The following is a 24,045-nucleotide window of genomic DNA, read 5'->3' as shown; positions in this document are numbered from 1 at the left end:
CCGTGGTCGGGCGCGGGGGTTCAAAAAAAATGAGCGTCGGGCGCAGGCCTGGGTCAAAGCCTGCGACACCTCTTCATTCATCCCGCGAGGCCAGGCCCATGAACATTCCCATTCCACCGGAGACACCCGACCCGAACATCGACGACCCGACCTTGCCGCCGCCGGTGCCTGAAGAGGATCCGGACGAGCTGCCGATCAAGCCGACCCTGCCGCCGACCGTGGGCGACCCGCCGAGCGAGGAGCCGCCGATGAAAGGTAGAGGATAGACAAGGTTGTGGAATGTTGACCGCCTGAGTCGGCCCCATCGCGGGGCTAGCCCGCTCCCACGCAGGCGACACGGCACTTGTGGGAGCGGGCTTGCCCCGCGATGAGGCCGGTCCTGACAGCACAAAGTTGCGTCCGATACACCTGGCATTTCTGCCAGTGGCGCCCGCTCACGAAGCCACGTAAAGAGAAGCACCGCCCTCTGACGGTCACCTCCGGCATGCGCTCGCGCCTCTACATCGCCTTCCACCTGCAATGGATCCTCGCCGGCTTCCTCGAACAGAGCCTGCACCGAATCCGCCCGAACATCGCCATGGACGAACTGGGCGCCGACAGTTTCGACGTGGTGGAACTGCAAGCCATCGTGGAGGAGACATTCGGCATCTTCATCCCCGATCAAGTCCAGACCTACACCACCTTTGCCGAGCTGGTCGACCTGGTCTACAAGGCGATGCCTAGCCCCCCAGCTCCTCCACGCTGATTTCGCGCATCCGGAACTTCTGCACCTTCCCCGTCACCGTCATCGGAAACTCATCGACGAAGCGGAAATGCCGTGGCGTCTTGAAATGCGCCAGCCGCGCCTTGCACCACTGTTGCAGTTCCTCGGCACTGGCGCTGTGTCCGGGATGCAGGCGAATCCACGCCACCACCTCCTCGCCATACCTGCTGCACGGAATCCCCACCACCTGCGCCTCGGCCACCGCCGGGTGGGTGTGGAAGAACTCCTCGAGCTCGCGCGGATAGATGTTCTCGCCACCGCGAATGATCATGTCCTTGTTGCGCCCGACGATGCGCACATAGCCGTCATCGTCCATCACCGCCAGGTCGCCGGTGTGCATCCATCCGGCCGGATCGATGGCGTCATGGGTGGCCTGCAGGTTGTCCCAGTAACCGAGCATCACGCTGTAGCCCCGGGTGCACAGCTCGCCGATCTCGCCCCGGGCAACGATGCGCCCGTCGGCGTCCACCAGCTTGGTCTCCAGCTGCGGCTGGGTGCGGCCCACGGTGGTCACGCGCAGCTCCAGGCCATCGTCGGGACCTGTCTGCAGCGAGACCGGGCTGGTTTCGGTCATGCCATAGGCGATCTGTACCTCGGCCATGTGCATCTGCTCGATGACCTTGCGCATCACCTCGATCGGGCAGGTGGCACCGGCCATGATGCCGCTGCGCAGGCTGGACAGGTCCAGCACGGGGCGGCTGGGGTGATCGAGCATGGCGATGAACATGGTCGGCACGCCATAGAGGATGCTGGCGCGCTCCTCGGCCACGGCGCGCAGGGTGAGTTCGGCGTCGAAGGCGTCGTTGGGGTAGATCAGGGTGCTGCCGTGGGTGATGCAACCGAGATTGCCCATGACCATGCCGAAACAGTGGTACAGCGGCACCGGGATCACCATGCGGTCCTGCTCGGTCAGGCCCAGACTCTCGCCGACCATGTAGCCGTTGTTGAGCAGGTTGTAGTGGCTCAGGGTCGCGCCCTTGGGCGCGCCGGTGGTGCCGGAGGTGTACTGGATGTTCACCGGCTGGTCGAACTGCAGGCCCTGTTGCCGGGCCTCGTAGGCGGTGAGTTCCACCTGCCCTGCCCGCCCGGCCAGCGCGGTCCAGGGCAGGAAGCCCGCAGGCGGCTCGGCGGCCAGGCTGATCACCCCGCGCAGGTCGGGCAGGCGTTCGCTGGCCAGCTCGCCCACGGCATGGACCGCCAGCTCAGGTACCAGCTCCTGCACCATCGCGTGGTAGTCGGAGGTCTTGAAGGCATCGGCGCACGCCAGCCAGCGGCAGCCGGACTGGCGCAGCACGTATTCCAGCTCGCCCACCCGATAGGCCGGGTTGATGTTGACCAGGATCGCGCCGACCTTGGCCGTGGCCAGTTGCAGGATGCACCACTGGGCGCAGTTGGGCGCCCAGATACCGACCCGCTCGCCCACCTCCACGCCCAGCGCCATCAAGGCCCGGGCATGCACATCGACCTCGGCGGCCAGCTCGCGCCAGCTGTAGCGCAATCCCTGGTGGCGCACCACCAGCGCCTCGCGCTCGCCATGAAGGGCGACGGTGGCATCGAAGGCCTGGCCGATGGTCAGGGTGAGCAATGGTTTGTCTTGACGGCCGCGCGTGTAGCTTGGTTGAGGCATGGTTGTCCCTTCTTGTGGTTGTTCTGGGCATGACTGAAGCAGGCGGCAATTACTCTGGCGTAGATTTACGTTTACGTAAAGGTGATGACTGGATTGACAGCAATACAAGGCAGGCTTACGTTAACGTAAAGGTGAAAACGGCGCCGAGCCCGGCAATGCGCCGCCGACCCTGTGGGAGCGGGTTTACCCGCGAATGCGATCATTCAGGCAATGACGGTGACCCTGCTGACGCATTCGCGGGTGAACCCGCTCCCACAGGGTTTGCGGAAGATCCTTGGGCTACGGTGTAACCCAATTTCAAGAACAAGAAGGTGCCCCCACATGCATTACCCCAGCCTGAACTTCGCCCTGGGCGAAACCATCGACATGCTCCGCGACCAGGTGCGCACCTTCGTCGCCGCCGAACTGGCCCCGCGCGCCGCGCAGATCGACCACGACAACCTGTTCCCCGCCGACATGTGGCGCAAGTTCGGCGACATGGGCCTGCTGGGCATCACCGTGCCGGAAGAATACGGCGGCGCCGGCCTGGGCTACTTGGCCCACGTGGTGTCGATGGAAGAAATCAGCCGCGCCTCGGCCTCGGTGGCCTTGTCGTACGGCGCCCACTCCAACCTGTGCGTCAACCAGATCAACCGCAACGGCACCCACGAGCAGAAGCTCAAGTACCTGCCCAAGCTGATCAGCGGCGAGCACATCGGCGCCCTGGCCATGAGCGAGCCCAACGCCGGCTCCGATGTGGTGTCGATGAAGCTGCGCGCCGAAAAACGCGGCGACCGCTACGTGCTCAACGGCAGCAAGACCTGGATCACCAACGGCCCCGACGCCAACACCTACGTGATCTACGCCAAGACCGACCTGGACAAGGGCCCCCACGGCATCACCGCGTTCATCGTCGAGCGCGACTGGAAAGGCTTCACTCGCAGCAACAAGTTCGACAAGCTCGGCATGCGCGGTTCCAACACCTGCGAGCTGTTCTTCGATGACGTCGAAGTACCGGAAGAAAACATCCTCGGCCAGCTCAACGGCGGCGTGCGCGTGCTGATGAGCGGCCTGGACTACGAGCGCGTGGTGCTCGCCGGCGGCCCCACCGGCATCATGCAGAGCTGCATGGACCTGGTAGTCCCGTACATCCATGACCGCAAGCAGTTCGGCCAGAGCATCGGCGAGTTCCAGCTGATCCAGGGCAAGATCGCCGACATGTACACCCAGCTCAACGCCAGCCGCGCCTACCTGTACGCCGTGGCCCAGGCCTGCGACCGCAGCGAAACCACCCGCAAGGACGCCGCCGGGGTGATCCTCTACACCGCCGAGCGCGCCACGCAGATGGCCCTGGAAGCGATCCAGATCCTTGGCGGCAACGGCTACATCAACGAGTTCCCGGCCGGCCGCCTGCTGCGCGACGCCAAGCTGTACGAGATCGGCGCCGGCACCAGCGAGATCCGCCGGATGCTGATCGGCCGCGAACTGTTCAACGAAACCCGCTGAGCACAAGGAACCGGCGTCCATGGCTACCTTGCATACCCAGATCAACCCGCGCTCGGCGGAATTCGCCAGCAATAGCGCGGCCATGCTCGAACAGGTCCAGGCCCTGCGCGGCCTGCTCGCCCAGGTCAGTCAGGGCGGCGGACCGAAGGCCCAGGAGCGGCATACCTCGCGGGGCAAGCTGCTGCCCCGCGAGCGAATCGACCGCCTGCTCGACCCGGGCTCGGCGTTTCTCGAGATCGGCCAGCTGGCCGCCCATGAGGTGTACGGCGAAGACGTGCCGGCCGCCGGCGTGATCGCCGGCATCGGCCGCGTCGAAGGCGTGGAGTGCATGATCGTGGCCAACGACGCCACGGTCAAAGGCGGCTCCTATTACCCGCTGACGGTGAAAAAGCACCTGCGCGCCCAGACCATCGCCTTGCAGAACCGCCTGCCGTGCATCTACCTGGTGGACTCCGGCGGCGCCAACCTGCCGCGCCAGGACGAAGTGTTCCCCGACCGCGAGCACTTCGGTCGGATCTTCTTCAACCAGGCCAACATGAGCGCCCTGGGGATACCGCAGATCGCCGTGGTGATGGGCTCGTGCACCGCCGGCGGCGCCTATGTGCCGGCCATGGCCGACGAAGCGATCATGGTGCGCCAGCAGGCGACCATCTTCCTCGCAGGCCCACCCTTGGTGAAAGCCGCGACCGGTGAAGTGGTCAGCGCCGAGGACCTCGGCGGCGCCGACGTGCACTGCCGCACCAGCGGCGTGGCCGACCACTACGCCGACAACGACGAGCACGCCCTGGCCATCGCCCGGCGCAGCGTCGCCAACCTCAACTGGCACAAGCAGGGCAAGCTGCAATGCCAGGCGCCGATCGCACCGCTGTACAACGCCGAGGAGCTGTACGGCGTGGTCCCGGCCGACGCCAAGCAGCCGTTCGATGTGCGCGAGGTGATCGCGCGGCTGGTCGATGGCTCGGTGTTCGATGAGTTCAAGGCGCTGTTCGGCACCACCCTGGTGTGCGGCTTCGCCCACCTGCACGGCTACCCGGTGGCGATCCTGGCCAACAATGGCATCCTCTTCGCCGAAGCTGCACAAAAAGGCGCGCACTTCATCGAGCTGGCCTGCCAGCGCGGCATACCGCTGCTGTTCTTGCAGAACATCACCGGCTTCATGGTCGGCAAGAAGTACGAGGAAGGCGGCATCGCCAAGCACGGCGCCAAGCTGGTGACCGCGGTGGCCTGCGCCCAGGTGCCGAAGTTCACGGTGATCATCGGCGGCAGCTTCGGCGCCGGTAACTACGGCATGTGCGGCCGCGCCTACGACCCGCGCTTCCTGTGGATGTGGCCCAACGCCCGCATCGGCGTGATGGGCGCCGAACAGGCGGCTGGCGTGCTGGCCCAGGTCAAGCGCGAGCAAAGCGAGCGCAGCGGTGAGGTGTTCAGCAGCGAAGACGAGAAGAAGCTCAAGCAGCCGATCCTCGACCAGTACGAGCGCCAGGGTCACCCCTACTACTCCAGCGCCCGGCTGTGGGACGACGGCGTCATCGACCCGGCGCAGACCCGCGACGTGCTCGGCCTGGCGTTGTCCGCCGCGCTGAACGCCCCGATCGAACAGAGCCGCTTCGGCATTTTCCGGATGTGACCCATGAGCGAATTCGCCACCCTTGAACTGGTCAAGGACCCTCGCGGCTTCGCCACCCTGTGGCTGAGCCGGGAAGACAAGAACAACGCCTTCAATGCGCAGATGATCCGCGAACTGATCGTCGCCCTCGACCAGCTGGCCGAAGACGCCAGCCTGCGCTTCGTGGTGCTGCGCGGCCGTGGCCGGCACTTCAGCGCCGGCGCGGACCTGGCCTGGATGCAGCAGTCGGCGCAGCTGGACTTCAACACCAACCTGGACGACGCTCACGAACTGGGCGAGCTGATGTATGCCCTGCACCGGCTCAAGACGCCGACCCTGGCCGTGGTGCAAGGCGCCGCTTTCGGTGGCGCGCTGGGGCTGATCAGTTGCTGCGACATGGCCATCGGCGCCGAGGACGCGCAGCTGTGCCTGTCGGAAGTGCGCATCGGCCTGGCCCCGGCGGTGATCAGCCCGTTCGTGGTCAAGGCCATCGGCGAGCGCGCCGCCCGCCGCTATGCCCTTACCGCCGAGCGTTTCAGCGGCGTGCGCGCCCGCGACCTGGGCCTGCTGGCCGAGGTATACCCGGCCGCCGAGCTGGACGCCCAGGTCGAAGCCTGGGTCGATAACCTGCTGCAGAACAGCCCGCAGGCGCTGCGCGCCACCAAGGACCTGCTGCGCGAAGTGGACGCCGGCGAGCTGAGTCCGGCCCTGCGTCGCTACTGCGAGAACACCATCGCCCGCATCCGCGTCAGCGCCGAAGGCCAGGAGGGCCTGCGCGCCTTCCTGGAAAAACGCCGCCCCGCCTGGCAAGACAACAAGGAGCCGCGCTCATGAGCCGACCCACGCTGACCACCCTGCTGGTCGCCAACCGCGGCGAGATCGCCTGCCGGGTGATGCGCACCGCCAAGGCCATGGGCCTGACCACCGTGGCCGTGCACAGCGCCACCGACCGCGATGCGCGCCATAGCCGCGAAGCCGATATCCGTGTAGACCTCGGTGGCACCAAGGCCGCCGAAAGCTACCTGGTGATCGACAAGCTGCTCGACGCCGCCAAGGCCAGCGGCGCCCAGGCGATCCACCCGGGCTATGGCTTCCTGTCGGAGAACGCCGGTTTTGCCCGCGCCATCGAACAGGCCGGTCTGATCTTCCTCGGCCCACCGGCCAGCGCCATCGACGCCATGGGCAGCAAGTCGGCGGCCAAGGCGCTGATGGAGTCCGCCGGCGTGCCGCTGGTGCCGGGCTACCACGGCGAGGCCCAGGACCTGGAGACCTTCCGCGCCGCCGCCGAGCGCATTGGCTACCCGGTGCTGCTCAAGGCCAGCGCCGGGGGCGGCGGCAAGGGCATGAAGGTGGTCGAGGACGAGAGCCAGCTGGCCGACGCCCTGGCCTCGGCGCAACGCGAGGCGCAGTCGTCGTTCGGCGATGCGCGCATGTTGGTCGAGAAGTACGTGCTCAAGCCGCGTCATGTGGAGATCCAGGTGTTCGCCGACCAGCACGGCAACTGCCTGTACCTCAACGAGCGCGACTGCTCGATCCAGCGCCGCCACCAGAAAGTGGTCGAGGAAGCGCCGGCACCGGGCCTCTCTCCCGAGCTGCGCAAGGCCATGGGCGAGGCCGCGGTGCGCGCCGCCCAGGCCATCGGCTACGTGGGCGCCGGCACTGTCGAGTTCCTGCTCGATGCCCGCGGCGAGTTCTTCTTCATGGAGATGAACACCCGCCTGCAGGTGGAGCATCCGGTCACCGAGGCCATCACCGGGCTCGACCTGGTGGCCTGGCAGATCCGCGTGGCCTGCGGCGAGCCGCTGCCGATCACCCAGGAGCAAGTACCGCTGATCGGCCATGCCATCGAGGTGCGGCTGTATGCGGAGGATCCGGCCAACGAGTTCCTGCCGGCCACCGGCACCCTGGCGCTGTACCGCGAGTCGGCACCGGGCGAAGGCCGCCGGGTGGACAGCGGCGTCAGCGAAGGCGACGTGGTGTCGCCGTTCTATGACCCGATGCTGGGCAAGCTGATCGCCTGGGGCCAGGACCGCGAGCAGGCGCGCCTGCGGTTGCTGGCGATGCTCGATGAGTTCGCCATTGGCGGGCTGAAGACCAATATCGCCTTCCTGCGTCGCATCCTTGCGCACCCGGCGTTTGCCCAGGCGGAACTGGACACCGGGTTCATTCCGCGTCATCAGGACGTGTTGCTGCCTGCGCCCCAGGCGCTGCCGGCGCAATTCTGGGAAGCCGCCGCCGAGGCGTGGCTGCAAGGCGAGCCAGCGCTGCAGCGCCAGGACGACCGCGCTTCACCGTGGGCGGCCCGTGATGGCCTGCGCCTGGGCTTGCCGGCGCGCAGCAGCCTGCATTTGCAGTGCGACGGGCATGAACAGGCGGTGGCACTGGAGCGCAGCGCGCCTTCGACTTATCGCCTGGAGGGGGAGCAGCTGTGTCATGACGTGGACGGCCTGCGCCGTCGTCACCTGGCGGTGCGTCGGGGCGGCACGCTGTACCTGCAGTGGCAGGGTGAGTTGCATGCGGTCAGCGTCCATGACCCGATTGCGGCGGCGGAAGCCAGCCACAGCCATCAGGGCGGGCTGGGTGCGCCAATGAACGGGAGTATCGTGCGGGTACTGGTGGAGCCGGGGCAGGTGGTCGAGGCCGGTACCGCGCTGGTGGTGCTGGAGGCGATGAAGATGGAGCACAGCATTCGGGCGCCGCACTCCGGGACAGTGAAGGCACTGTTCTGCCAGGAGGGGGATATGGTCAGCGAAGGGACAGTGTTGGTCGAGTTGGAGGCTTAACGAGCTTTGAAGGTTGAGCTAGGGGCGCTTTGCGCCCCTTTCGCGGCACAAGGCCGCTCCTACAGGGAAGCTCGGTTTCCTGTAGGAGCGGCCTTGTGCCGCGAAAGGGCTGCACAGCAGCCCCGGTGATCTAGAGCACCCCGTGCATCCGCACCACAACACCAAGGAACTCGCAGCCCTCCTCGCACACCAAAGTCGGATAGACATTGTTGAGCGCCTTCAGATACCGCTGCCCACCCTCCTCGGTCAACTGCCGAAAGATCGCGGACTTGCCTGGCAGCCGGGCAATCACCAGACGCCCCGGCTCGGCGGGCACACCATCATCGACCAGGATTCGAACCCCCTCGGGCACGCTCCTGCCACTGGCGGCACTCATGGTGTCGTTCTCGACCGTCAGCCAGAACGCCTTGCCCTGGGCCAGGTAGTCAGTCTGCTCGAAGACCTCCGGCGCTTCCTGCTCCTGCTGACCCAAGGTGCTCCAGTCACGTACCGGATAGCGGAAACACACGAAGTATTTCGCCAGCCCGTCGTCATCGTCGTCCTCGAGGCCATAACGCGCCCGCTCCTCACCCACCTGCCCCAGCACACGCAGTTGCATGCTGACCTGGTAATGCGGCATGCCCAACTCGATGAACGTGCGGTTCATCGAGTCGACCCGAGGCTGACGGCGTTTCTTCAGCCAATGGCCGATGCTGCCCTGGGAAACCCCAACGCGTTCGGCAAGCTGCTCCTGGGAGATATCGAGCTCCTCGATCCGTTCCCGGACCAGAGCTATCCATTTGTCCATATTCATCGCAGGCACGATACGGACTGCCTCCCTGCGTTCAATACACATCAAGTAGTATTTGCCTAAACACATTTCAATACTTTAGGTATTAGAATCGGACTTCACCTTTCACCTATTGGTATTCGCAGGTAATCAGGATGAGCATCTCGAAAGAAACGGAAACAGATCTCGACGAAGAAGCAGCCCGCCGCGCCCTCGATTTCTACCTCAACCCCACCCCCACGCCCCGCGACCTGGAGCGTTCGCTATGGACCCTGCGCGATGGCGTCAGCAACGCCCAGGCTTGCGACCATGCCATGGCCCTGCTGCGCTGCGCGTCGGCCACAGCACAGGAAACCGGCAACCATCTGCAGGGCACGACGCGGGAAGTAGTGTTTGCGCTGATGCACATGGTCAACATGGCCCGCGCCCTGCTCGAGCAGTGCCACGCCACGGAAAAGGCATCGATCTGAAGGACAGCCCTTTCAAGGTGCTGATAATTGGCGTCCGGCTTGGATTTGCCGGGGCTGCTTTGCAGCCTTTTCCGGCCGGTCCGACGCCTCGGCAAGGCCGCTCCTAAAGGGGCGCGCGGTCTCCTGTAGGAGCGGCCTTGTGCCGCGAAAGGGTCGCAAAGCGACCCCGGCAATCTTGAATAGGAACAGCCATATCCCAAAAATCGCAAAGCTTGAAAGGGATGGCTGTGAAGGGAGAACGTGATAGCCGACGAACGGCAAAAGCCCCGATTGCCGGGGACGAGGTGTGCGTCAGTTAGATATTTTTTTGCCAATCGCGGAAAAATCATTTGACTGGCAAATGATAACGATTATCATTGCACTCAGCAGGTCGCGAGACCCGCTGGATAACCTGCAACGTCCTCAGGTCGGACGCTCAGATTATCTCCTCATCAGGCTAATCACGGTTTTTGACCCGGCTTTTTGCCGGGTCATTTTTTTTGGCTCTTCAGGCTAATGAAGATCGTTGATGGCGGCGATGATAGCAAAACTGTGTCAGGACGTGAACGCTCATTACAAATCTTTGCGGAATCAGCACTTGAGAATCAATCTCGTTTAGCTTAAGCTGATTCTGCATCAAGGAAGATGCCCCCACCCCTTTCCTTAATGAGCAAGGAGCTGTCCATGACCCGCCTGCTGCTGCCCCTCGAGCACGACCCGCGCACCGCCGAACAGCATGGCGAGGACGCGCTGCTGCATGCGCTCAAGCGCCTGCCGCGCCGGGTCCAGCAAGTCTTCCTGCTCAACCGCCTCGACCAGCAGGGCTTCGCCGCCATCGCTGAACGCCTGGACCTGCCGCTGATCAGCATCGAGCGCCACATGAACCAGGCCCTGCAGACCGCCCGCGCCCCCGGCGACGCGCTGGCCAGCATCGCCGGCCAATGGTACGTGCGCCTGCAGAGCCCGCAGGTGACCGCCAGCGAACGCATCGACTTCCGCCGCTGGCTGGATGCCGACCCCGACCACCTGCGCGCCTTCCACGAAACCGAACTGCGCTGGCGCAGCCTGCTTGCCCCTGCCCGACAATTGGGCCATGACGGCTGGTACCGGCAAGGGCGTGCGGCGTTATCGCTGGGTGGCTGCTCGATTGCCGTCGGGCTTGGTGTTGCTGCGCTTGTAGCGCTGGGGCTACTGGCCTGAAGAGTCTGGGGCTGCGCTGCAGCCCTTCGCGGCAAAAGGCCGCTCCTACAGGAAACCGCGCACTTCTGTAGGAGCGGCCTTGTGCCGCGAAGGGGGCGCAGAGCGCCCCCAGTCCAATTAACCTGCGCACCCCCGCCGCCAAGCGGTGTAGAGTACAGTCACAACAACGCCAACAGGAGGCTGGCAATGACCGTGACGCTCTCCCCGCTGCACATCGACTGCGATTTCGACTCCGGCAACATCCTGGTCCTGGACGCCAGCAACCCTGCGCACGTCCACCTGAACATCCGCAAGGACAGCCACAGCGACCACTTCCAGTGGTTCCACTTCAAGGCCAGCGGCCTGACCCCGGGCCAGGTCCATCGCTTCAGCCTGGACAACGCTGCCGAGTCCTCCTACAAGAACGCCTGGACCGGCTACCACGCCGTGGCCTCCTACGACCAGCAGACCTGGTTCCGCGTGCCCAGCCAGTTCGACGGTAAGGCCCTGAGCTTCGACTTCAAGGCTGAACAGGCGCAGGCCTGGTTCGCCTACTTCGAGCCCTACCCTCGTGCGCGCCACAACCAGCTGATCGAGCGCGCCAAGCAGATTCCCGGCGTCGAGCTGCTGGCCAGCGGGCGCAGCGTGCAAGGGCGCGACATTCCCCTGCTGCGTGCGGGCGACGGTGCGACCGGCAAGCGTAAGCTATGGATCATCGCCCAGCAGCACCCGGGCGAGCACATGGCCGAGTGGTTCATGGAAGGCGTGATCGACGCCCTCGAAGCCAACGGCCCGGTCATCCAGCAACTGCTGGCCAAGGCCGACCTGTACCTGATCCCCAACATGAACCCGGACGGCGCCTTCCTCGGCCACCTGCGCACCAACTTCAAGGGCAAGGACCTCAACCGCGCCTGGCAGGACGCCAGCGTCGAACTGAGCCCCGAGGTGTTCTTCGCCCAGAGCCAGATGAAGCTGCATGGCGTGGATGCGTTCATCGATGCCCATGGCGACGAGGAGATCCCCCATGTGTTCACCGCGGCCTGCGAGGGCAACCCCGGCTACACGCCACGCATCGCCAAACTGGAAGAGCAGTTCCGCAGCACCCTGTGCAGCCTGACAAAGGACTTCCAGACGAAATACGGCTACACCCGCGACGAACCGGGCCAGGCCAACATGACCCTGGCGTGCAATGCCGTGGGCCAGGCCCATGACTGCCTGTCGCTGACCCTGGAGATGCCGTTCAAGGACCATGACGATGCGCCGAATCCACGCACCGGCTGGTCGGGCGAACGCTCGAAGGCGCTGGCCGGGGCGGTGCTGGAGACGTTGCTGAAGATGGTCGGCGATCTGCGCTGAGCAGCACGCTTCCCTGTGTAGGAGCGGCCTTGTGCCGCGAAAGGGCTGCGGAGCAGCCCCAGGATCTCAGCGTCGCGGCAGGTATTGCCGGGGCTGCTTCGCAGCCCTTTCGCGGCGCAAGGCCGCTCCTACACAGGGGGGGGGCGCACGGCAAGTTGCATCACTCAGAACTGCACATCCAGAATCACACTGTCGGTATAGGTCGCCGCCGGTGGCGTGGCCTGGTCGGTGTACACCTTGGCGTTGTAGTTGAACACCTGGCTCCCGGTCCCGGTCCCCGCTCCGGGGTTCACCTCGGCATCGCTGCTCGAGCGCCGCGCCGCACCCACCGAGCCCCAGCGCACCACGCCGGCGCTCTTGAAGATATCGTAGGCCAGGTAGTTGTTGGCGCTGGACTTCATCCGCCGCCGTCCGCTCAAGACATTCTGCCCGTCATCCAGCCCCACCGTGTAGTTGCTGCCCTTGGTGCACGACACGCTCACGCTCTGGTTCACCGTGCCGAACCCGGCCACCACCGGCGCGCTGGCGAAGCTGATGTTGGGCGTGGTGATCTGGCAGTCGTTGGTCACCGTAAGGCTGACCAGCAGGGTCTGGTTACCGCTGCCGATGTCACGCCCCAGGCAAATGTTGCCGATACCGATACCCGAGCAGTAGTTCCAGCTCCAGGCGATGTTCAGGGTTTCCTGGTACAGGCCGGCGGCGACGTTGGCGCCGACCACGGTCTTCAGGTACAGCGGCACGGTCTTGGGCGTGGTGCCGTTGAGCAGGCCGAGGGCGTCGATGATGCCGTTGCGGGCAAAGTCGAACTGCACGCCCCGGCTGATCGGGTAACTGGTGGTGTTGTTGGCGTAGATCGTATAGGGGATCACATCGCCGGTCGGCCCCACCAGGCCGCTGCTGGAAGAGGTGATGGTGGCGTAGAAATGGTCGCTGCTGACCAGCAACGACAACAGCGAACCGGTGCATTGCAGGCCAGCGTTGGTGCTCGAAGCGCTCTGCACCGTGGTGCGCACCAGCGTCGAGTTGACCGATCCGAACGCCGCCGGCGCGGTGGCCACCGCCGAGCACAACGCCCAGGCCGGCCCTGGCAACAGCAGCAGCCCCGCCAGGCACCCCCTGGCCAGCCAGTTCATCGGCACACCAGCGGGCCGATCAGCGGAATCGGGCCCTGCCCTTCAGGCAGGTCAAACGCCACCTGGCACTGCCCGCCATCAGCCTTGTCCACCTGCAGGCGATTGTGCGCTGACAGGTTCTCCAGATAGACCAGCCCATCCCACCCCACCACCGCCTCGCCGCCGCTCTCCTGGTGGTGCACCCGGCTGCCCAGCTTGAGCTCCTGCTGGTCAGCATCGACCAGCACCAGGCTCGCCGCCAGCACACGCTGGAGCGGGAACTCCAGCAAGTAGCCACTGCCACGACGCACCGCCACGCGCTGCTCCACCTGCGGCGCCAGCACATCGGCGGGCAGGTCCATCGGGTCGATCTCGTATTTGCCGCGGTAGTAGCCGCTGCTGTACGGCACCAACAGGTGGCCGTTGCGGTCGGTGCGGCCGATCTGCTGGTTCTCGTAGCGCACCGGCACGTCGGCGTAGCCGCTGGTGCTGACCACAACGAAGGCGTCGTCGATGCGGTTGGCGGCGAACAAACCTGCGTCCATCAGCACCAGCGAGCCACTGGCATCGGCCCAACGGGTCATCTCGCCGCTACTGCCGTAGGCGCCCACCTGCAACTGCACCGACTGCAGGCGCCAGGTCAGGTCGGCCTGGCGGTAGTCATCGCGATTGCCGCCGGTGGCGTAGCCCAGGTTGTAGCCCACCCCGCCGCCCACCGGCACCGCCTGGCTGTAGTTGACCCGCTGCAGGTCCTGGCCGTCCTTGCTGCGCTCGGCGCTGAAGGCCAGGGTGCCACGCAGGTCGAAGGGGATCACCAGCTGCGCCTGCACCGCCCACTGGCTGTCACCGACCTCGCGGTTAGCCGACAGGTACAGGCTGCTGTTGCGCCACAGCGGCTTGCTCCAGCTCAGGTTGATCAGCCGCGTGCGCGTGCCGTCGCCGGCGCGCACGTCGAAGTAGCCGGCGCCGAGGCTGCCGTAGCGGTCCAGGTTGAGGCTCAGGGTGGCCTGCTCGCTGCGCTGGCTCAGGCGGGTGAAGGGGCTGTCGACCAGCGACAGGTCGGCGTAGTCGCCGTGGCGCTGCACGCGCTGGTAGTTGAAGCCGATGCGCCGGCTGTTGTACTGGTAGCCCAGCGCCACCTGCTGCCCTGTATCGCCTTCGAAACGGCTCTGGGTCAGCGCCGCGTTGAGCACGCCGAAGGTACCCAGGCGCAGGTTGCCGCCCAGGCCGCCGAGCATCATCGACTCGGCGCTTTCGGCATGGGTTTCCAGGGTGAAGTAGTCGGACACCCCGTGGCGCAAGGTCACCGAGGCCACGCCCGGGCCATAGGCGAAATCACGCACGGCATAGTCGCGGCGCAGGCTGCCGGCGGCCACCGAGAAGTCCGACAGCCCCTTGGCCAGCAGGCTGCTGGTGACGTAGAACGGCAAGGTGGTCGACACCTGCCGGCCGAGGGCGTCGGTGGTCACCACCACGGCCTCGCCGGCGCCGTTGATGAACGGCACGTTGGTCAGTGTGTAGGGGCCCGGCTGCAGTTCGGTGCTGCTGCTCTTGTAGCCGTTGATGAACAGGTCCAGCGAGGTCGGCACGGCGGCTTCGCCGGCAAAGGCCGGCAGCGGATAGGTGACCAGGTCGGGACGGGCGCCGAAGTCGCGGGACAGTTGCAGGCCGCCCACGCGCACCGAGGTGGTCCAGGGCAGCGCGCCGGTCACCAGGTCGCCCGCCTCATAGGTGAGCAGGCGCTGCTCGTCGGTGTAGCGGAAGGTGGTGTCGTAGCGCAGGAAGCCCTGGCGACCCTGGGCCTGGGCGCCGTTGAACGACTGGCGCCACTGCCCGGTGGTGGAGAAGGTGCCCCAGTCGTCGAACAGGCGCAGCTCGTTCCAGGCGGCCAGGTAGCTGCCGCCCTCGTCGGTGTCGTTGAGGTAGGCATCGTAGTTGAGCAAGGCGCCGAAGCTGCTGCGGGCGTCGCTGGCCGGGTACAGGTTGCGCTCGCCGACCTGCTGGTCGGGCAGCCAGGCCGGCGGCACCTGCAGCAGCAGGCGCTGGTTCTGGCTGTCGTAGTCGCTGTGCAGGCCGGGGATCTCGTCCAGGGCCACTTCGCCCTGGGGCTCGCCCGGCAGCCTGACGCCCGCCTCGCGCAACACCTCGCTGGCCAGATACAGGCGCCCGGCGCGCTGCTGCACCGGCACCAGCTCAGCCTTGGCCACCTGGTTCACCAGCAGGTCGAGGTACAGCGTGGCGTCGGCGATGGCGGCATGTTCCGAGGGCGGCGGCGGCAGGTCGTCGGCCACGCCCAGGCCGGGCCCCAGCACCGCCAGGCCCAGCCACAACCGGTGCGTTGCCACCCGCACCCAGCTCACACACGATTTCCAACCATTACCGGGTCCTCCCTGGCCCCTGTGATCCGTTCAAGCGCGGCTCATTGCCCCTGTTTGATGGCCTGGGCCACCTCCTGGCCGTTGACCCGTCCCTTGAGCACGCTGGCCGCACCCGGCGTGGCCGGTGCCGGCCAACGCATGCTGGCGCCGGGCAGCACGTAGCCAAGCAACCCCTCGACCAGCGGCCGGTCCTGGCCGGCCTGCTGCAGCACCACATCGGTCAGCCGCGCATGCACCGGCCCCGTGTTGCGCAGCTCGACATAGGGCTTGCCCTGCACGCTCACCGCGCGCCAGCTCAACTGCGGCTTGCCCACGCCCTCGGCGCTGCGCCTGCCTTCCGGGTCGGGCTTGCCCCACAGCCCCTCGCCGTAGACGAACAGCGGCACTGAGTAGCGCATCTGCAGGCGGATCGCCGCCTTCGGCCCTTCGCTGGCGGCATCGGCCGGCAGCGGCGAAGGGATCTCGTCGATGATGATGCGGTAGGCCTGCTCCTGGCCTGCGGGCGAGCTGCCGGTGCGGGTCAGGCGGATCAGTTGCTTCTGCCCCGGCGCGATAGTGGCCACCGGCGGGCTGCCGATGATCTCGCGCTGGGCCTGGAACTGCTCCTGGTACTCGCCCTGGCGCCAGGCGAACACCCGCACCTGCAGGCTGGTCGGCGCCGAGCCGCGGTTTTCCAGCCACAGCGCGCCGGCCTTCTGGTCGGCCTCCAGCACCGGGTCGATCGGCCAGATCAGCACCGAAGTGGCCGCGAAGGCCGATGCGCAGCTGGCCAACAGCAGCAGCCCGATGATCCCACGCGCCCGTTTCGCGCCTGCCCCCATGCCCCTCTCCTTCTCGGTTATTCGCGGCGGCCTGTCACCAGGTCACCGTCACTTGCACGACATCGGTATAGGTCCCGGCCGGCAGGGTGCCGGTCAGGGTGGTACGGCCATAGACCGGCAGCTTGATCGCCGTCGGGTCGCTGTAGCTCACCGCCACGCTGCTGCCGATGCCCAGGCTCTGGCTGAACGCGGCGTCGCGGTACAGCTGGTAGGCCAGCAACTGCGTGCCCCCCGAACGCTTGAGGTTGCGCGTGCCGCTGGCGCTGTTCTGGCCGCCGTCCAGGCTCATGCTCAGGGCCACGCCGGGGGTGCACTGGAAGGTCACCGTGCTGCCGCCGAGCGAGGTGCTCAGGGTGGCGGTGGACAGCGCCGAGCTGGTGCCGTAGTCGAGCACGCCATAGGCCGTCACACCGCCGACCACCAGGCAGCCGGCGACGATCTGCGCCGTCACCTGGAAGGTGCTGGTGGTGACCGCATGGGCACCCTGGGTCAGCGCCAGGCACAGCCCGACGGCCAGCAGCCGCGCCGTGCCCGGCATGGCTCAGAAACTCAGCTCGACCGCCACCGTGTCGGTGTACACCCCGGCCGGCAGGCCGGCCTTGCCGCGGGCCTGGCCGTACAGGTTGACAGTCTGCGCCACGCCGGTGCTGGTCGGCAGGGTGATGGTGCCGTCGATCGCCAGCAGCTGAGTGTGCCCGGCGTCGGTGTAGAAGTCGTAGGGCACGAAATTGCCCGCGCCATCGGCCAGGGCCCGGGTCCCGCCGGCGGACTGCGAGTCATGGGTACCGGCACGCACCTTGATCGTCGGCACCGTGCCTGCCGAGCAGAGAATGCTCATGGCCCCGCCACCGCCGCCGAGCACCTGGCCATTGGCGGTGGTGAACAGCGAGTCCTGGGTGCCGAAGTTGAGGCTGCCGAAGTTCAGCCCCGAGGTGCCGCCGCTGCCGTTGACCTGGCAGGCGGCGGTCAGCGTCAGGGTCGAGCTGATGGTGCCGGTCACGGTGGCGGCCTGGGCCTGGGCGACCAGGGCCAGGCCAAGGGCGGCGAGGATGCAGCGGGTGAGGTGCTTGGGCATCGGAATCTCCTTGCGTGTTACCAGTCCAGGGTCACCCTGAGGGTGTCGCGATACAGCCCGGCGGGCAGCGCGCGCGGTTGCGCGACCACCACGCCATAGATGGGCACGGGCACCTGCTGGGTGCCGCTTATGGTGAAGGTACGGGCCTGGCCGATGCCGTAGCGGCTGTTGCCGCCGGGGTCGATGGCCAGTTGATAGGGAATGAGCTCGCGGCCGTTGCTCAGGCGGCGCACGCCGTCGTTGCCGTTCTGCCCGCCGTTGATGCGCACGCTGAAGGCGCGCACCTGCGGCGAGCAGCTGATCTGCAGGCTGCCCTCGCCGCCGGCTTCGTCGACCCGGCTGGTCAGCGGCTGGTCCCAGGTCGGCCCGCGGGCACCGAAGTCCATCAGGCCCGGGTTGCCCAGGGTGGCCGGTTGCGGGTCGCTGCTGATCTGGCAGGCGGCGCTGATCACCAGCCGTGCCTGGATGAAGCCGGTTGTGGTGCCGTGGGCCGCGCCACTGGGCAGCAGCAGCGGGCCGAGGGTCAGCAGCAGGATCGAACCACGGTGCAACGCGTCCATGAGCATGCAGCCTCCTTACCAGGTGACCGTGACTTTGAGCAAGTCGGCGTACAGCCCGGCGCGGGGCGCCCAGGCCAGCGTGTCGATCCGTGCGTAGAGGGGCAGCTCCACCGAGCCGCTGTCCGGCACCCGCGCCGATTGCGCCACGTCCACCGCCAGCGGCTGGCGCCAGGCGGCGTCACGGTAAAGGCGGTAGGGAATCGGCCGGGCCTGGGCATCGGGGCTGGCGAGGTAGCGCACTTCGCCGACGCCGCCGTGCTGGCCGCCATCGACACGCACCTGGTACGGGGTGTCCGGGTTGCATTCCAGGCGCGGCGGGCGCTGGGCGAGCAGCACGCCACTGGCCGGCGCGCCCGGGCCGTCCAGGCGCGCCACGCTGCCCAGGTCGATGCGCCCCAGTGCCTGCGGGCCGGCGTCGCGCTGCTGGTTGACCAGCATGCAGCCGCGCTGCACGCGCACCTGCACTTCAACGAGAAAATCCGCTGCCATGGCGTTGCCACTCAACCACAGGCCCAACAGCATGGCCACTAAGCGCTCCGTCACCGGTCGATCCTTGTGCGTATGGGTTGAGCTTGAGCGTAGCAGCGCGATTGGATCCGGGCCGGGGTGGGCCTACCCCTCTTTGGCATTAATGAAAAGGGCTGGGTGGAGGGGTTGTCGAAAGGCCGTGGGTTGCCATGGTGTTCGCCGGGAGTGTTTTGGCGCCTGTGAGACCGAGCGCCGCCCGCGCGGCGCTCGATCTCGAGAGCGCTGCAAACCTGTCGCCAGGCACCCGGCAACCACATCCGCAGGAAAATTTCCCACCCCAGCCACGAAACCCTGGCGCCCATCACCTTTCAAATAACCAGACCCCGGCAAAGCGGCCGCCATTCTGATACCGTTCACCAACAATATCCTGTGCATACGCATGGCCCATGCGTGGACGGACCCTAACAGGAGAGTCCCGTGACGACCGACCCGACCTCACTCGACCAGGCAATCGAGCGCTGTGCCCAGGAACCGATCCAGGTTCCGGGCAGCATTCAGCCCCAGGGTTTCCTGCTGGTGCTGGACGAGACCGACCTGCGCGTGCTCCAGGCCAGCGAGAATGCCGAGCGCTGGCTGGGTGTACCGGCCCGCGCCCTGGCCGGCCAGGCCTTCGCCGAACTGGTCGGCGAAGGCTTCGATCTGCGCCTACAGCTGGCGAACCTGCCCGATGATGAAATCTTCCCGTTCCACATCGGCGATGCGCACCTGCACCACGGCGCGCCCTGGCCCACCGCGCTACGGGTGCTGGCCCACCGTCACGACCAGGTGCTGATCCTCGAGTTCGAGCCTCTGCGCAACCCGCCGGGCAACACCGGCAAGGACGACTACTACCCCCTGGTCCGCGCCTTCGTCAGCACCCTGCACCAGGCCACCCGGATCGACGAGCTGTTGCAGCAGTCGGTGCGGCAGATCAAGCGCATCACCGGCTTCGGCCGGGTCAAGGCCTACCGCTTCGACAGCGAGGGCACCGGCACGGTCCTGGCCGAGGACGCCGACCCTGGCTACCCCAGCTACCTGGGGCTGTGCTTCCCGGCCTCGGACATACCGCGCCAGGCCCGCGAGCTGTACCGGATCAACCGTATCCGGGTGATCGAGGACGCCAACTACCAGCCCTCGCCGCTGGTGCCGGCCGCCAACCCGCGCACCGGCAAGGCCCTGGACATGAGCTTCGCCGCGCTGCGCAGCGTCTCGCCAGTGCACCTGCAGTACATGCGCAACATGGGCACCCTGGCCTCGATGTCGCTGTCCATCGTGGTCAACGACCGGCTCTGGGGGCTGGTCTCCTGCCACCACGAGCAACCGCGCCCGGTGGACTTCAAGACCCGCACCGCCTGCGAGCTGCTGGCCAACGTGCTGTCGCTGCAGATCGAGGCCATCGAGTCGCACGACAGCACCCGCCAGCTCCTCGACCTGCGCCAGCGCATCGTGCGCATGCTCGCCGCGATGGCCGATCACGACAGCGTCAGTGACGGCCTGCTGGCCCTGCCCGAGGTGATGCTGCAGTTCGCCGGGGCCACCGGTGCGGCGATCATCAGCGCCGAACGCTGCGACCTGATCGGCGCAACGCCGCCGGCGGCGCAGGTCAACGCCCTGGCGCACTGGCTGGCGTGGCGCGGCGGCGACGCGGTGTTCCATACCGACAACGTGCGGCGCGATATCGATGAGCTGCCGGAACTGGCCCGGCATGCCGCCGGCGTGCTGGCGGTGGCGATCTCGCAGATCCATTCGCATTATCTGCTGTGGTTCCGCCCCGAGCAGGCCCATACGGTGAACTGGGCCGGCCGCCCGGAGAAGACCGTGGCCCCCCAAGGCAACCTCAACCCGCGGCACAGCTTCGAACGCTGGCAGGAGGAAGTGCGCGGCTTCAGCGCGCCCTGGGATCCGCTGATCATCGAAGGCGTGCAGGAGCTGCGCGGCGCGGTGCTCGGCATCGTCCTGCGCAAGGCCGAGGAAATGGCGCAGCTGGCCGGCGAGCTGAGACGCTCGAACAAGGAACTCGAAGCGTTCTCCTACAGTGTGTCCCATGACCTGCGCGCGCCGTTGCGGCACATCGCCGGCTACAGCGAGCTGCTCGGCGAGACCGAGGGCGCGCAGCTGTCCGAACGCGGCAAGCGCTTCCTCGGCCATATCGAGGATGCCGCGCAGTTCGCCGGCACCCTGGTGGACAACCTGCTGAACTTCTCGCAGATGGGTCGCTCGGCGCTGCGCCTGTCCGATGTCGACCTCAACACCCTGATCGATGCCATTCGCGCCGAGATGGCCCCGGACTACGCCGGCCGCGCCATCGTCTGGGAAATCGCCGAGCTGCCCAAGGTGATCGCCGACCCGGCCTTCATCAACATGGTCTTGCACAACCTGATCGCCAACGCCATCAAGTACACCCGTGGCCGCGACCCGGCGCGCATCGAGATCGGTGCCGTGCGCCACCGGCACGAGATCGAGTTCCATGTGCGCGACAATGGCGTAGGCTTTGACATGGCCTACGCCGACAAGCTGTTCGGGGTGTTCCAGCGCCTGCACCGCATGGAAGAATTCGAGGGCACCGGCATCGGCCTGGCCAGCGTACGGCGGATCATCGAGCGCCACGATGGCCGGGTCTGGGCCGAGGGACACATCGACCAGGGCGCCAGTTTCCACTTCACCCTACCCCTCCACCCCACGTCTGCCTGAGGCCGGACATCATGCTCAAACCCATCCTGCTGGTCGAAGACAATCCCAGAGACCTCGAACTGACCCTTCTCGCCCTGGAGCGCAGCCAACTGGCCAACGAGGTCATCGTCGTGCGCGATGGCGCCGACGCGCTGGACTACCTGTTGCGACGCAACGCCTATGCCGAACGCGATGATGGCAACCCGGCGGTGATGCTGCTCGACCTCAAGCTGCCCAAGGTCGATGGCCTGGAAGTACTCAAGGTGGTGCGCGACACCGCCGAGTTGCGCAGCATCCCCATCGTCATGCTGACCTCCTCGCGGGAAGGCCCTGACCTGCGCCGGGCCTATGAGCTGGGGGTCAACGCCTACGTGGTCAAGCCGGTGGAGTTCAAGGAGTTCGTCACCGCGATCTCCGACCTCGGCATGTTCTGGGCGGTGCTCAACGAACCACCACCCGGTTCGTTGCGCCTGAACCGACGCGGCAGCAATTGAGGCGAGCACGATGCAGCACACCCCGCTGAAGCTGTTGATGGTCGAAGACAGCGCCATGGATGCCGAGCTGATCCTGGTGCGCCTGGAGCGCAGCGGGTTGCAGGTGCAATCGCGGCTGGTGTTCGACCATGTCGGTGCCGAGCATGCCCTGCGCGAAGCCTCCTACGATTTGATCCTGTGCGACTGCGTGCTACCGGGCTCCTCCGGCGCCGACGTGCTGGCCACCGCGCAGCGCCTGGCCCCGCACGTTCCGTTCATCTTCCTCTCGGGCATCTACGGCGAGGAGCACGCGGTGGAGATGATCCGCCTCGGCGCCACCGACTACGTACTGAAGAAGAACCTGCCGCTGCTGCCCAAGGCGGTGCGTCGGGCACTCACCGAAGTGCAGGAACGCCAGCGCCGGCGCCGCGCCGAAGAGGCCCTGGCCCAGGCCGAGGCCCGCGCGCGCATCGCCATCGACGCCGCCGGCATGGGCACCTGGGACTACCATCCGCAGGACGGGCAGATGGTCTGGGACGATCGCTGCAAGATGCTGTTCGGGCTGCCCGGCGACACCCGGATGAGCCTCGAGGTGTTCTACGCCGGCATCCATCCCGACGACCTGCCGCGCGTGCGCGACGCGGTGGAGCAGGCCATGCGCGCGGACAGCGACGGCCACTACCGCGCCGAATTCCGCATCGCCCAGACCGGCGCGCTGGAGCCACGCTGGCTGCTGTCCACCGGCCAGACCCAGTTCGTCGACGGCCTGTGCGTGCGTTTTTCCGGCGTGTTGCAGGACATCCACCAGCAGCGCCAGGCCACCCAGGCGCTGGAACAGCTCAACGAAATGCTCGGCGAGCGGGTCGAGCGCCGCACCCGCGAGCGTGACCGCGCCTGGGAGCTGTCCCAGGATCTGCTGGCAGTGCTCAACAAGGACCTGACTCCCGTGGCGTTGAACCCGGCCTGGGAGACGGCGCTGGGCTTCCCTCGCGAGCGCCTGGCGCAGATCTCGCTGCTGCATCTGCTGCCGGAGGCCGACCAGGAAAGCTTGCTCACCGAACTGGCCGCGCTGTCCCAGGGGCGCACCAGCGCCCGCTTCGTCGGCCGTATCCTGCATGCCGAAGGCCAGCAACGCTGGCTGTCATGGGTGGTGGTGCCGGACGACAACCTGCTGCACGTAGTCGCCCGCGACATCTCCAGCGAGCGCGAGGCGGTGCTGGACCTGGCCGAGGCCAACGAGCGCCTGCGCGAGCAGATTGCCGAGCGTGAACGCATCGAGGCCGCGCTGCAGCAGATGCAGCGCCTGGAAGCGGTCGGCCAGCTCACCGCCGGGGTGGCGCACGACTTCAACAACCTGCTGACGGTGATTCTCACCGGCGCCAGCTTCCTGCAGAGCGACCTGGACAAGGGCTTGCTGGACAAGGCCCACAAACGCCTGCAGCACATCCGCGAGGCGGGCGAGCGCGGGGCCAAGCTGACCGCTCAGCTATTGGCGTTCTCCCGCAAGCAGCGGCTGGAGCCGGTGCCGCTGAACCTCAACCGCACGCTCTCGGGGCTGGAGGAACTGCTGCGCCGCACCCTGGGCGGCAGCATCTCGGTACGCCTGGAGCTGGACAGCGGCCTGTGGCAGGCCCTGACCGACCCGACCCAGACCGAGATGATCATCCTCAACCTGGCGATCAACGCTCGCGACGCGATGCCCGAGGGAGGCCAACTGACGTTGGCCACACGTAACACCCGGGTCAGCACTCGTGCGCAGCGCCCGGAAGAACCGGAGCCCGGTGACTATGTGGTGCTGAGCATCCGCGACAGCGGCTGCGGCATGAGCGAGGACGTGCTGGCCAAGGCGTTCGAGCCCTTCTTCACCACCAAGGACATCGGCAAGGGCTCGGGCCTGGGGCTGGCCCAGGTGTTCGGCTTCGCCAAGCAGTCCGGCGGCGGCGTGCGCATCGACACGACGCCGGGCCGCGGGACCCTGGTCAGTGTCTACCTGCCAGCGGTGAAGGCCCGCGCCGATGCCTTGACGACAGGTCAGGATGAACTGCGTCCGCCGTCCGGCCAGGGCACGGACCGGCGCATCCTGCTGGTGGACGACGACCACCTGGTGCGCGAGATGATCGGCGACCTGCTGCGCCGCCAAGGCTATGAGGTGCAGCAGGCGCATGACGGCAAGCAGGCCATGGCGCTGCTCGACGAGCGCATCGACCTGCTGCTCACCGACTTCGCCATGCCCGAGTTCAATGGTGCCCAGTTGGCCCTGGCGGCCCGCGAGCGCTACCCACGGCTGCCCGTGGTGTTCCTCACTGGCTACGCGCAGTTGCAAGGGCTGGAGTTGCCGGGGTGCCAGGTGCTGCAGAAACCGGTGCAAGAACACGCCCTCGCCCAAGCATTGGCCGAGCTGCTGGAAAACCGGTAGGCAGAAACGAAAAAAT

At 66.8% G+C, this 24,045-nt stretch carries 21 protein-coding genes; 12 read left to right on the top strand and 9 right to left on the bottom strand.

Annotated elements, in window-relative coordinates:
• Positions 1-98: 98 nt before the first annotated feature.
• Together LU671_RS13460 and LU671_RS13455 are read left to right on the top strand one after the other, a co-directional pair.
• A complete protein-coding gene (locus LU671_RS13460; RefSeq protein ID WP_232855904.1) occupies positions 99-266 on the top strand; it encodes a hypothetical protein in 168 nt (55 codons plus the stop codon).
• 218 nt (positions 267-484) lie between these two features.
• Positions 485-745, top strand: coding sequence for an acyl carrier protein (locus LU671_RS13455; RefSeq protein WP_232855903.1), 261 nt, complete (start codon positions 485-487; stop codon positions 743-745).
• On the opposite strand, the gene LU671_RS13450 is transcribed toward LU671_RS13455, so the two are convergent.
• The gene (locus LU671_RS13450) at positions 720-2,390 is read right to left on the bottom strand and encodes an AMP-binding protein (protein ID WP_232855902.1); all 1,671 of its coding nucleotides are present in this window, start codon (positions 2,388-2,390) and stop codon (positions 720-722) included. The genes LU671_RS13455 and LU671_RS13450 overlap by 26 nt on opposite strands.
• Positions 2,391-2,711: 321 nt before the next feature.
• Here LU671_RS13450 and LU671_RS13445 point away from each other — a divergent pair, with 321 nt between their 5' ends.
• The 4 genes from LU671_RS13445 to LU671_RS13430 are packed head-to-tail and all read left to right on the top strand — an operon-like array spanning position 2,712 to position 8,264.
• On the top strand, positions 2,712-3,875 hold the full coding sequence (locus tag LU671_RS13445) for an isovaleryl-CoA dehydrogenase (RefSeq protein ID WP_050706477.1): 1,164 nt from the start codon (positions 2,712-2,714) through the stop codon (positions 3,873-3,875).
• A gap of 19 nt (positions 3,876-3,894) precedes the next feature.
• Positions 3,895-5,502 carry a carboxyl transferase domain-containing protein gene (locus LU671_RS13440; RefSeq protein WP_110733340.1) on the top strand — a complete coding sequence of 536 codons (1,608 nt, stop codon included), beginning with the start codon at positions 3,895-3,897 and terminating at the stop codon, positions 5,500-5,502.
• Positions 5,503-5,505: 3 nt separating this feature from the next.
• Positions 5,506-6,315, top strand: a complete 810-nt coding sequence (locus tag LU671_RS13435; protein WP_232855901.1) for a gamma-carboxygeranoyl-CoA hydratase — start codon at positions 5,506-5,508, stop codon at positions 6,313-6,315.
• Positions 6,312-8,264 carry an acetyl-CoA carboxylase biotin carboxylase subunit gene (locus tag LU671_RS13430; RefSeq protein ID WP_232855900.1) on the top strand — a complete coding sequence of 651 codons (1,953 nt, stop codon included), beginning with the start codon at positions 6,312-6,314 and terminating at the stop codon, positions 8,262-8,264. The genes LU671_RS13435 and LU671_RS13430 overlap by 4 nt, the downstream gene beginning before the upstream one ends.
• A gap of 130 nt (positions 8,265-8,394) precedes the next feature.
• On the opposite strand, the gene LU671_RS13425 is transcribed toward LU671_RS13430, so the two are convergent.
• Positions 8,395-9,099, bottom strand: coding sequence for an XRE family transcriptional regulator (locus tag LU671_RS13425; RefSeq protein WP_232855899.1), 705 nt, complete (start codon positions 9,097-9,099; stop codon positions 8,395-8,397).
• Between the two features lie 89 nt (positions 9,100-9,188).
• On the opposite strand from LU671_RS13425, the gene LU671_RS13420 reads away from it, so the two are divergent.
• The 3 genes from LU671_RS13420 (at position 9,189) to LU671_RS13410 (ending at position 12,017) form a co-directional block, all read left to right on the top strand.
• Positions 9,189-9,503: a DUF6124 family protein gene (locus tag LU671_RS13420; RefSeq protein ID WP_203647340.1), complete on the top strand. Its 315-nt coding sequence runs from the start codon at positions 9,189-9,191 to the stop codon at positions 9,501-9,503.
• 663 nt (positions 9,504-10,166) lie between these two features.
• Positions 10,167-10,682, top strand: coding sequence for a DUF4880 domain-containing protein (locus LU671_RS13415; RefSeq protein WP_232855898.1), 516 nt, complete (start codon positions 10,167-10,169; stop codon positions 10,680-10,682).
• Positions 10,683-10,868: 186 nt separating this feature from the next.
• Positions 10,869-12,017 (top strand): M14 family metallopeptidase, encoded by a 1,149-nt coding sequence (locus LU671_RS13410; RefSeq protein WP_232855897.1) that lies wholly within the window; start codon positions 10,869-10,871, stop codon positions 12,015-12,017.
• Positions 12,018-12,181: 164 nt separating this feature from the next.
• Here LU671_RS13410 and LU671_RS13405 read toward each other — a convergent pair whose 3' ends face one another.
• From LU671_RS13405 to LU671_RS13375, 7 genes are all read right to left on the bottom strand, one after another.
• The gene (locus LU671_RS13405) at positions 12,182-13,150 is read right to left on the bottom strand and encodes a Csu type fimbrial protein (protein WP_232855896.1); all 969 of its coding nucleotides are present in this window, start codon (positions 13,148-13,150) and stop codon (positions 12,182-12,184) included.
• Complete coding sequence (locus LU671_RS13400; RefSeq protein WP_232855920.1) at positions 13,147-15,480, bottom strand: fimbria/pilus outer membrane usher protein; 2,334 nt, start codon at positions 15,478-15,480, stop codon at positions 13,147-13,149. The genes LU671_RS13405 and LU671_RS13400 overlap by 4 nt, the downstream gene beginning before the upstream one ends.
• Before the next feature lie 68 nt (positions 15,481-15,548).
• Positions 15,549-16,328, bottom strand: a complete 780-nt coding sequence (locus LU671_RS13395) for a fimbrial biogenesis chaperone (protein WP_203647344.1) — start codon at positions 16,326-16,328, stop codon at positions 15,549-15,551.
• Positions 16,329-16,362: 34 nt separating this feature from the next.
• Positions 16,363-16,866 (bottom strand): Csu type fimbrial protein, encoded by a 504-nt coding sequence (locus LU671_RS13390; RefSeq protein WP_186713543.1) that lies wholly within the window; start codon positions 16,864-16,866, stop codon positions 16,363-16,365.
• 3 nt (positions 16,867-16,869) lie between these two features.
• A complete protein-coding gene (locus LU671_RS13385) occupies positions 16,870-17,403 on the bottom strand; it encodes a Csu type fimbrial protein (protein WP_232855895.1) in 534 nt (177 codons plus the stop codon).
• 17 nt (positions 17,404-17,420) lie between these two features.
• Positions 17,421-17,954 (bottom strand): Csu type fimbrial protein, encoded by a 534-nt coding sequence (locus LU671_RS13380; protein ID WP_050705101.1) that lies wholly within the window; start codon positions 17,952-17,954, stop codon positions 17,421-17,423.
• A 24-nt stretch (positions 17,955-17,978) separates the two neighbouring features.
• Positions 17,979-18,506 carry a Csu type fimbrial protein gene (locus tag LU671_RS13375; protein ID WP_203647346.1) on the bottom strand — a complete coding sequence of 176 codons (528 nt, stop codon included), beginning with the start codon at positions 18,504-18,506 and terminating at the stop codon, positions 17,979-17,981.
• A 402-nt stretch (positions 18,507-18,908) separates the two neighbouring features.
• Between LU671_RS13375 and LU671_RS13370 the strand changes: the two genes are divergently transcribed.
• From LU671_RS13370 to LU671_RS13360, 3 genes are read left to right on the top strand one after another with little or no spacing between them, the layout of a single operon-like run.
• Positions 18,909-21,161 (top strand): ATP-binding protein, encoded by a 2,253-nt coding sequence (locus LU671_RS13370; protein ID WP_232855894.1) that lies wholly within the window; start codon positions 18,909-18,911, stop codon positions 21,159-21,161.
• 11 nt (positions 21,162-21,172) lie between these two features.
• A complete protein-coding gene (locus tag LU671_RS13365; protein WP_050705090.1) occupies positions 21,173-21,634 on the top strand; it encodes a response regulator in 462 nt (153 codons plus the stop codon).
• Between the two features lie 10 nt (positions 21,635-21,644).
• Positions 21,645-24,029 carry a hybrid sensor histidine kinase/response regulator gene (locus LU671_RS13360; protein WP_232855893.1) on the top strand — a complete coding sequence of 795 codons (2,385 nt, stop codon included), beginning with the start codon at positions 21,645-21,647 and terminating at the stop codon, positions 24,027-24,029.
• Positions 24,030-24,045: the final 16 nt, after the last annotated feature.

This window comes from Pseudomonas sp. NMI760_13 (assembly GCF_021283245.1).
Classification (GTDB): domain Bacteria; phylum Pseudomonadota; class Gammaproteobacteria; order Pseudomonadales; family Pseudomonadaceae; genus Aquipseudomonas; species Aquipseudomonas peradeniyensis.
Note: the sequence above shows the minus strand (reverse complement) of the source record. Positions and strands in the feature narration are given on the sequence as shown.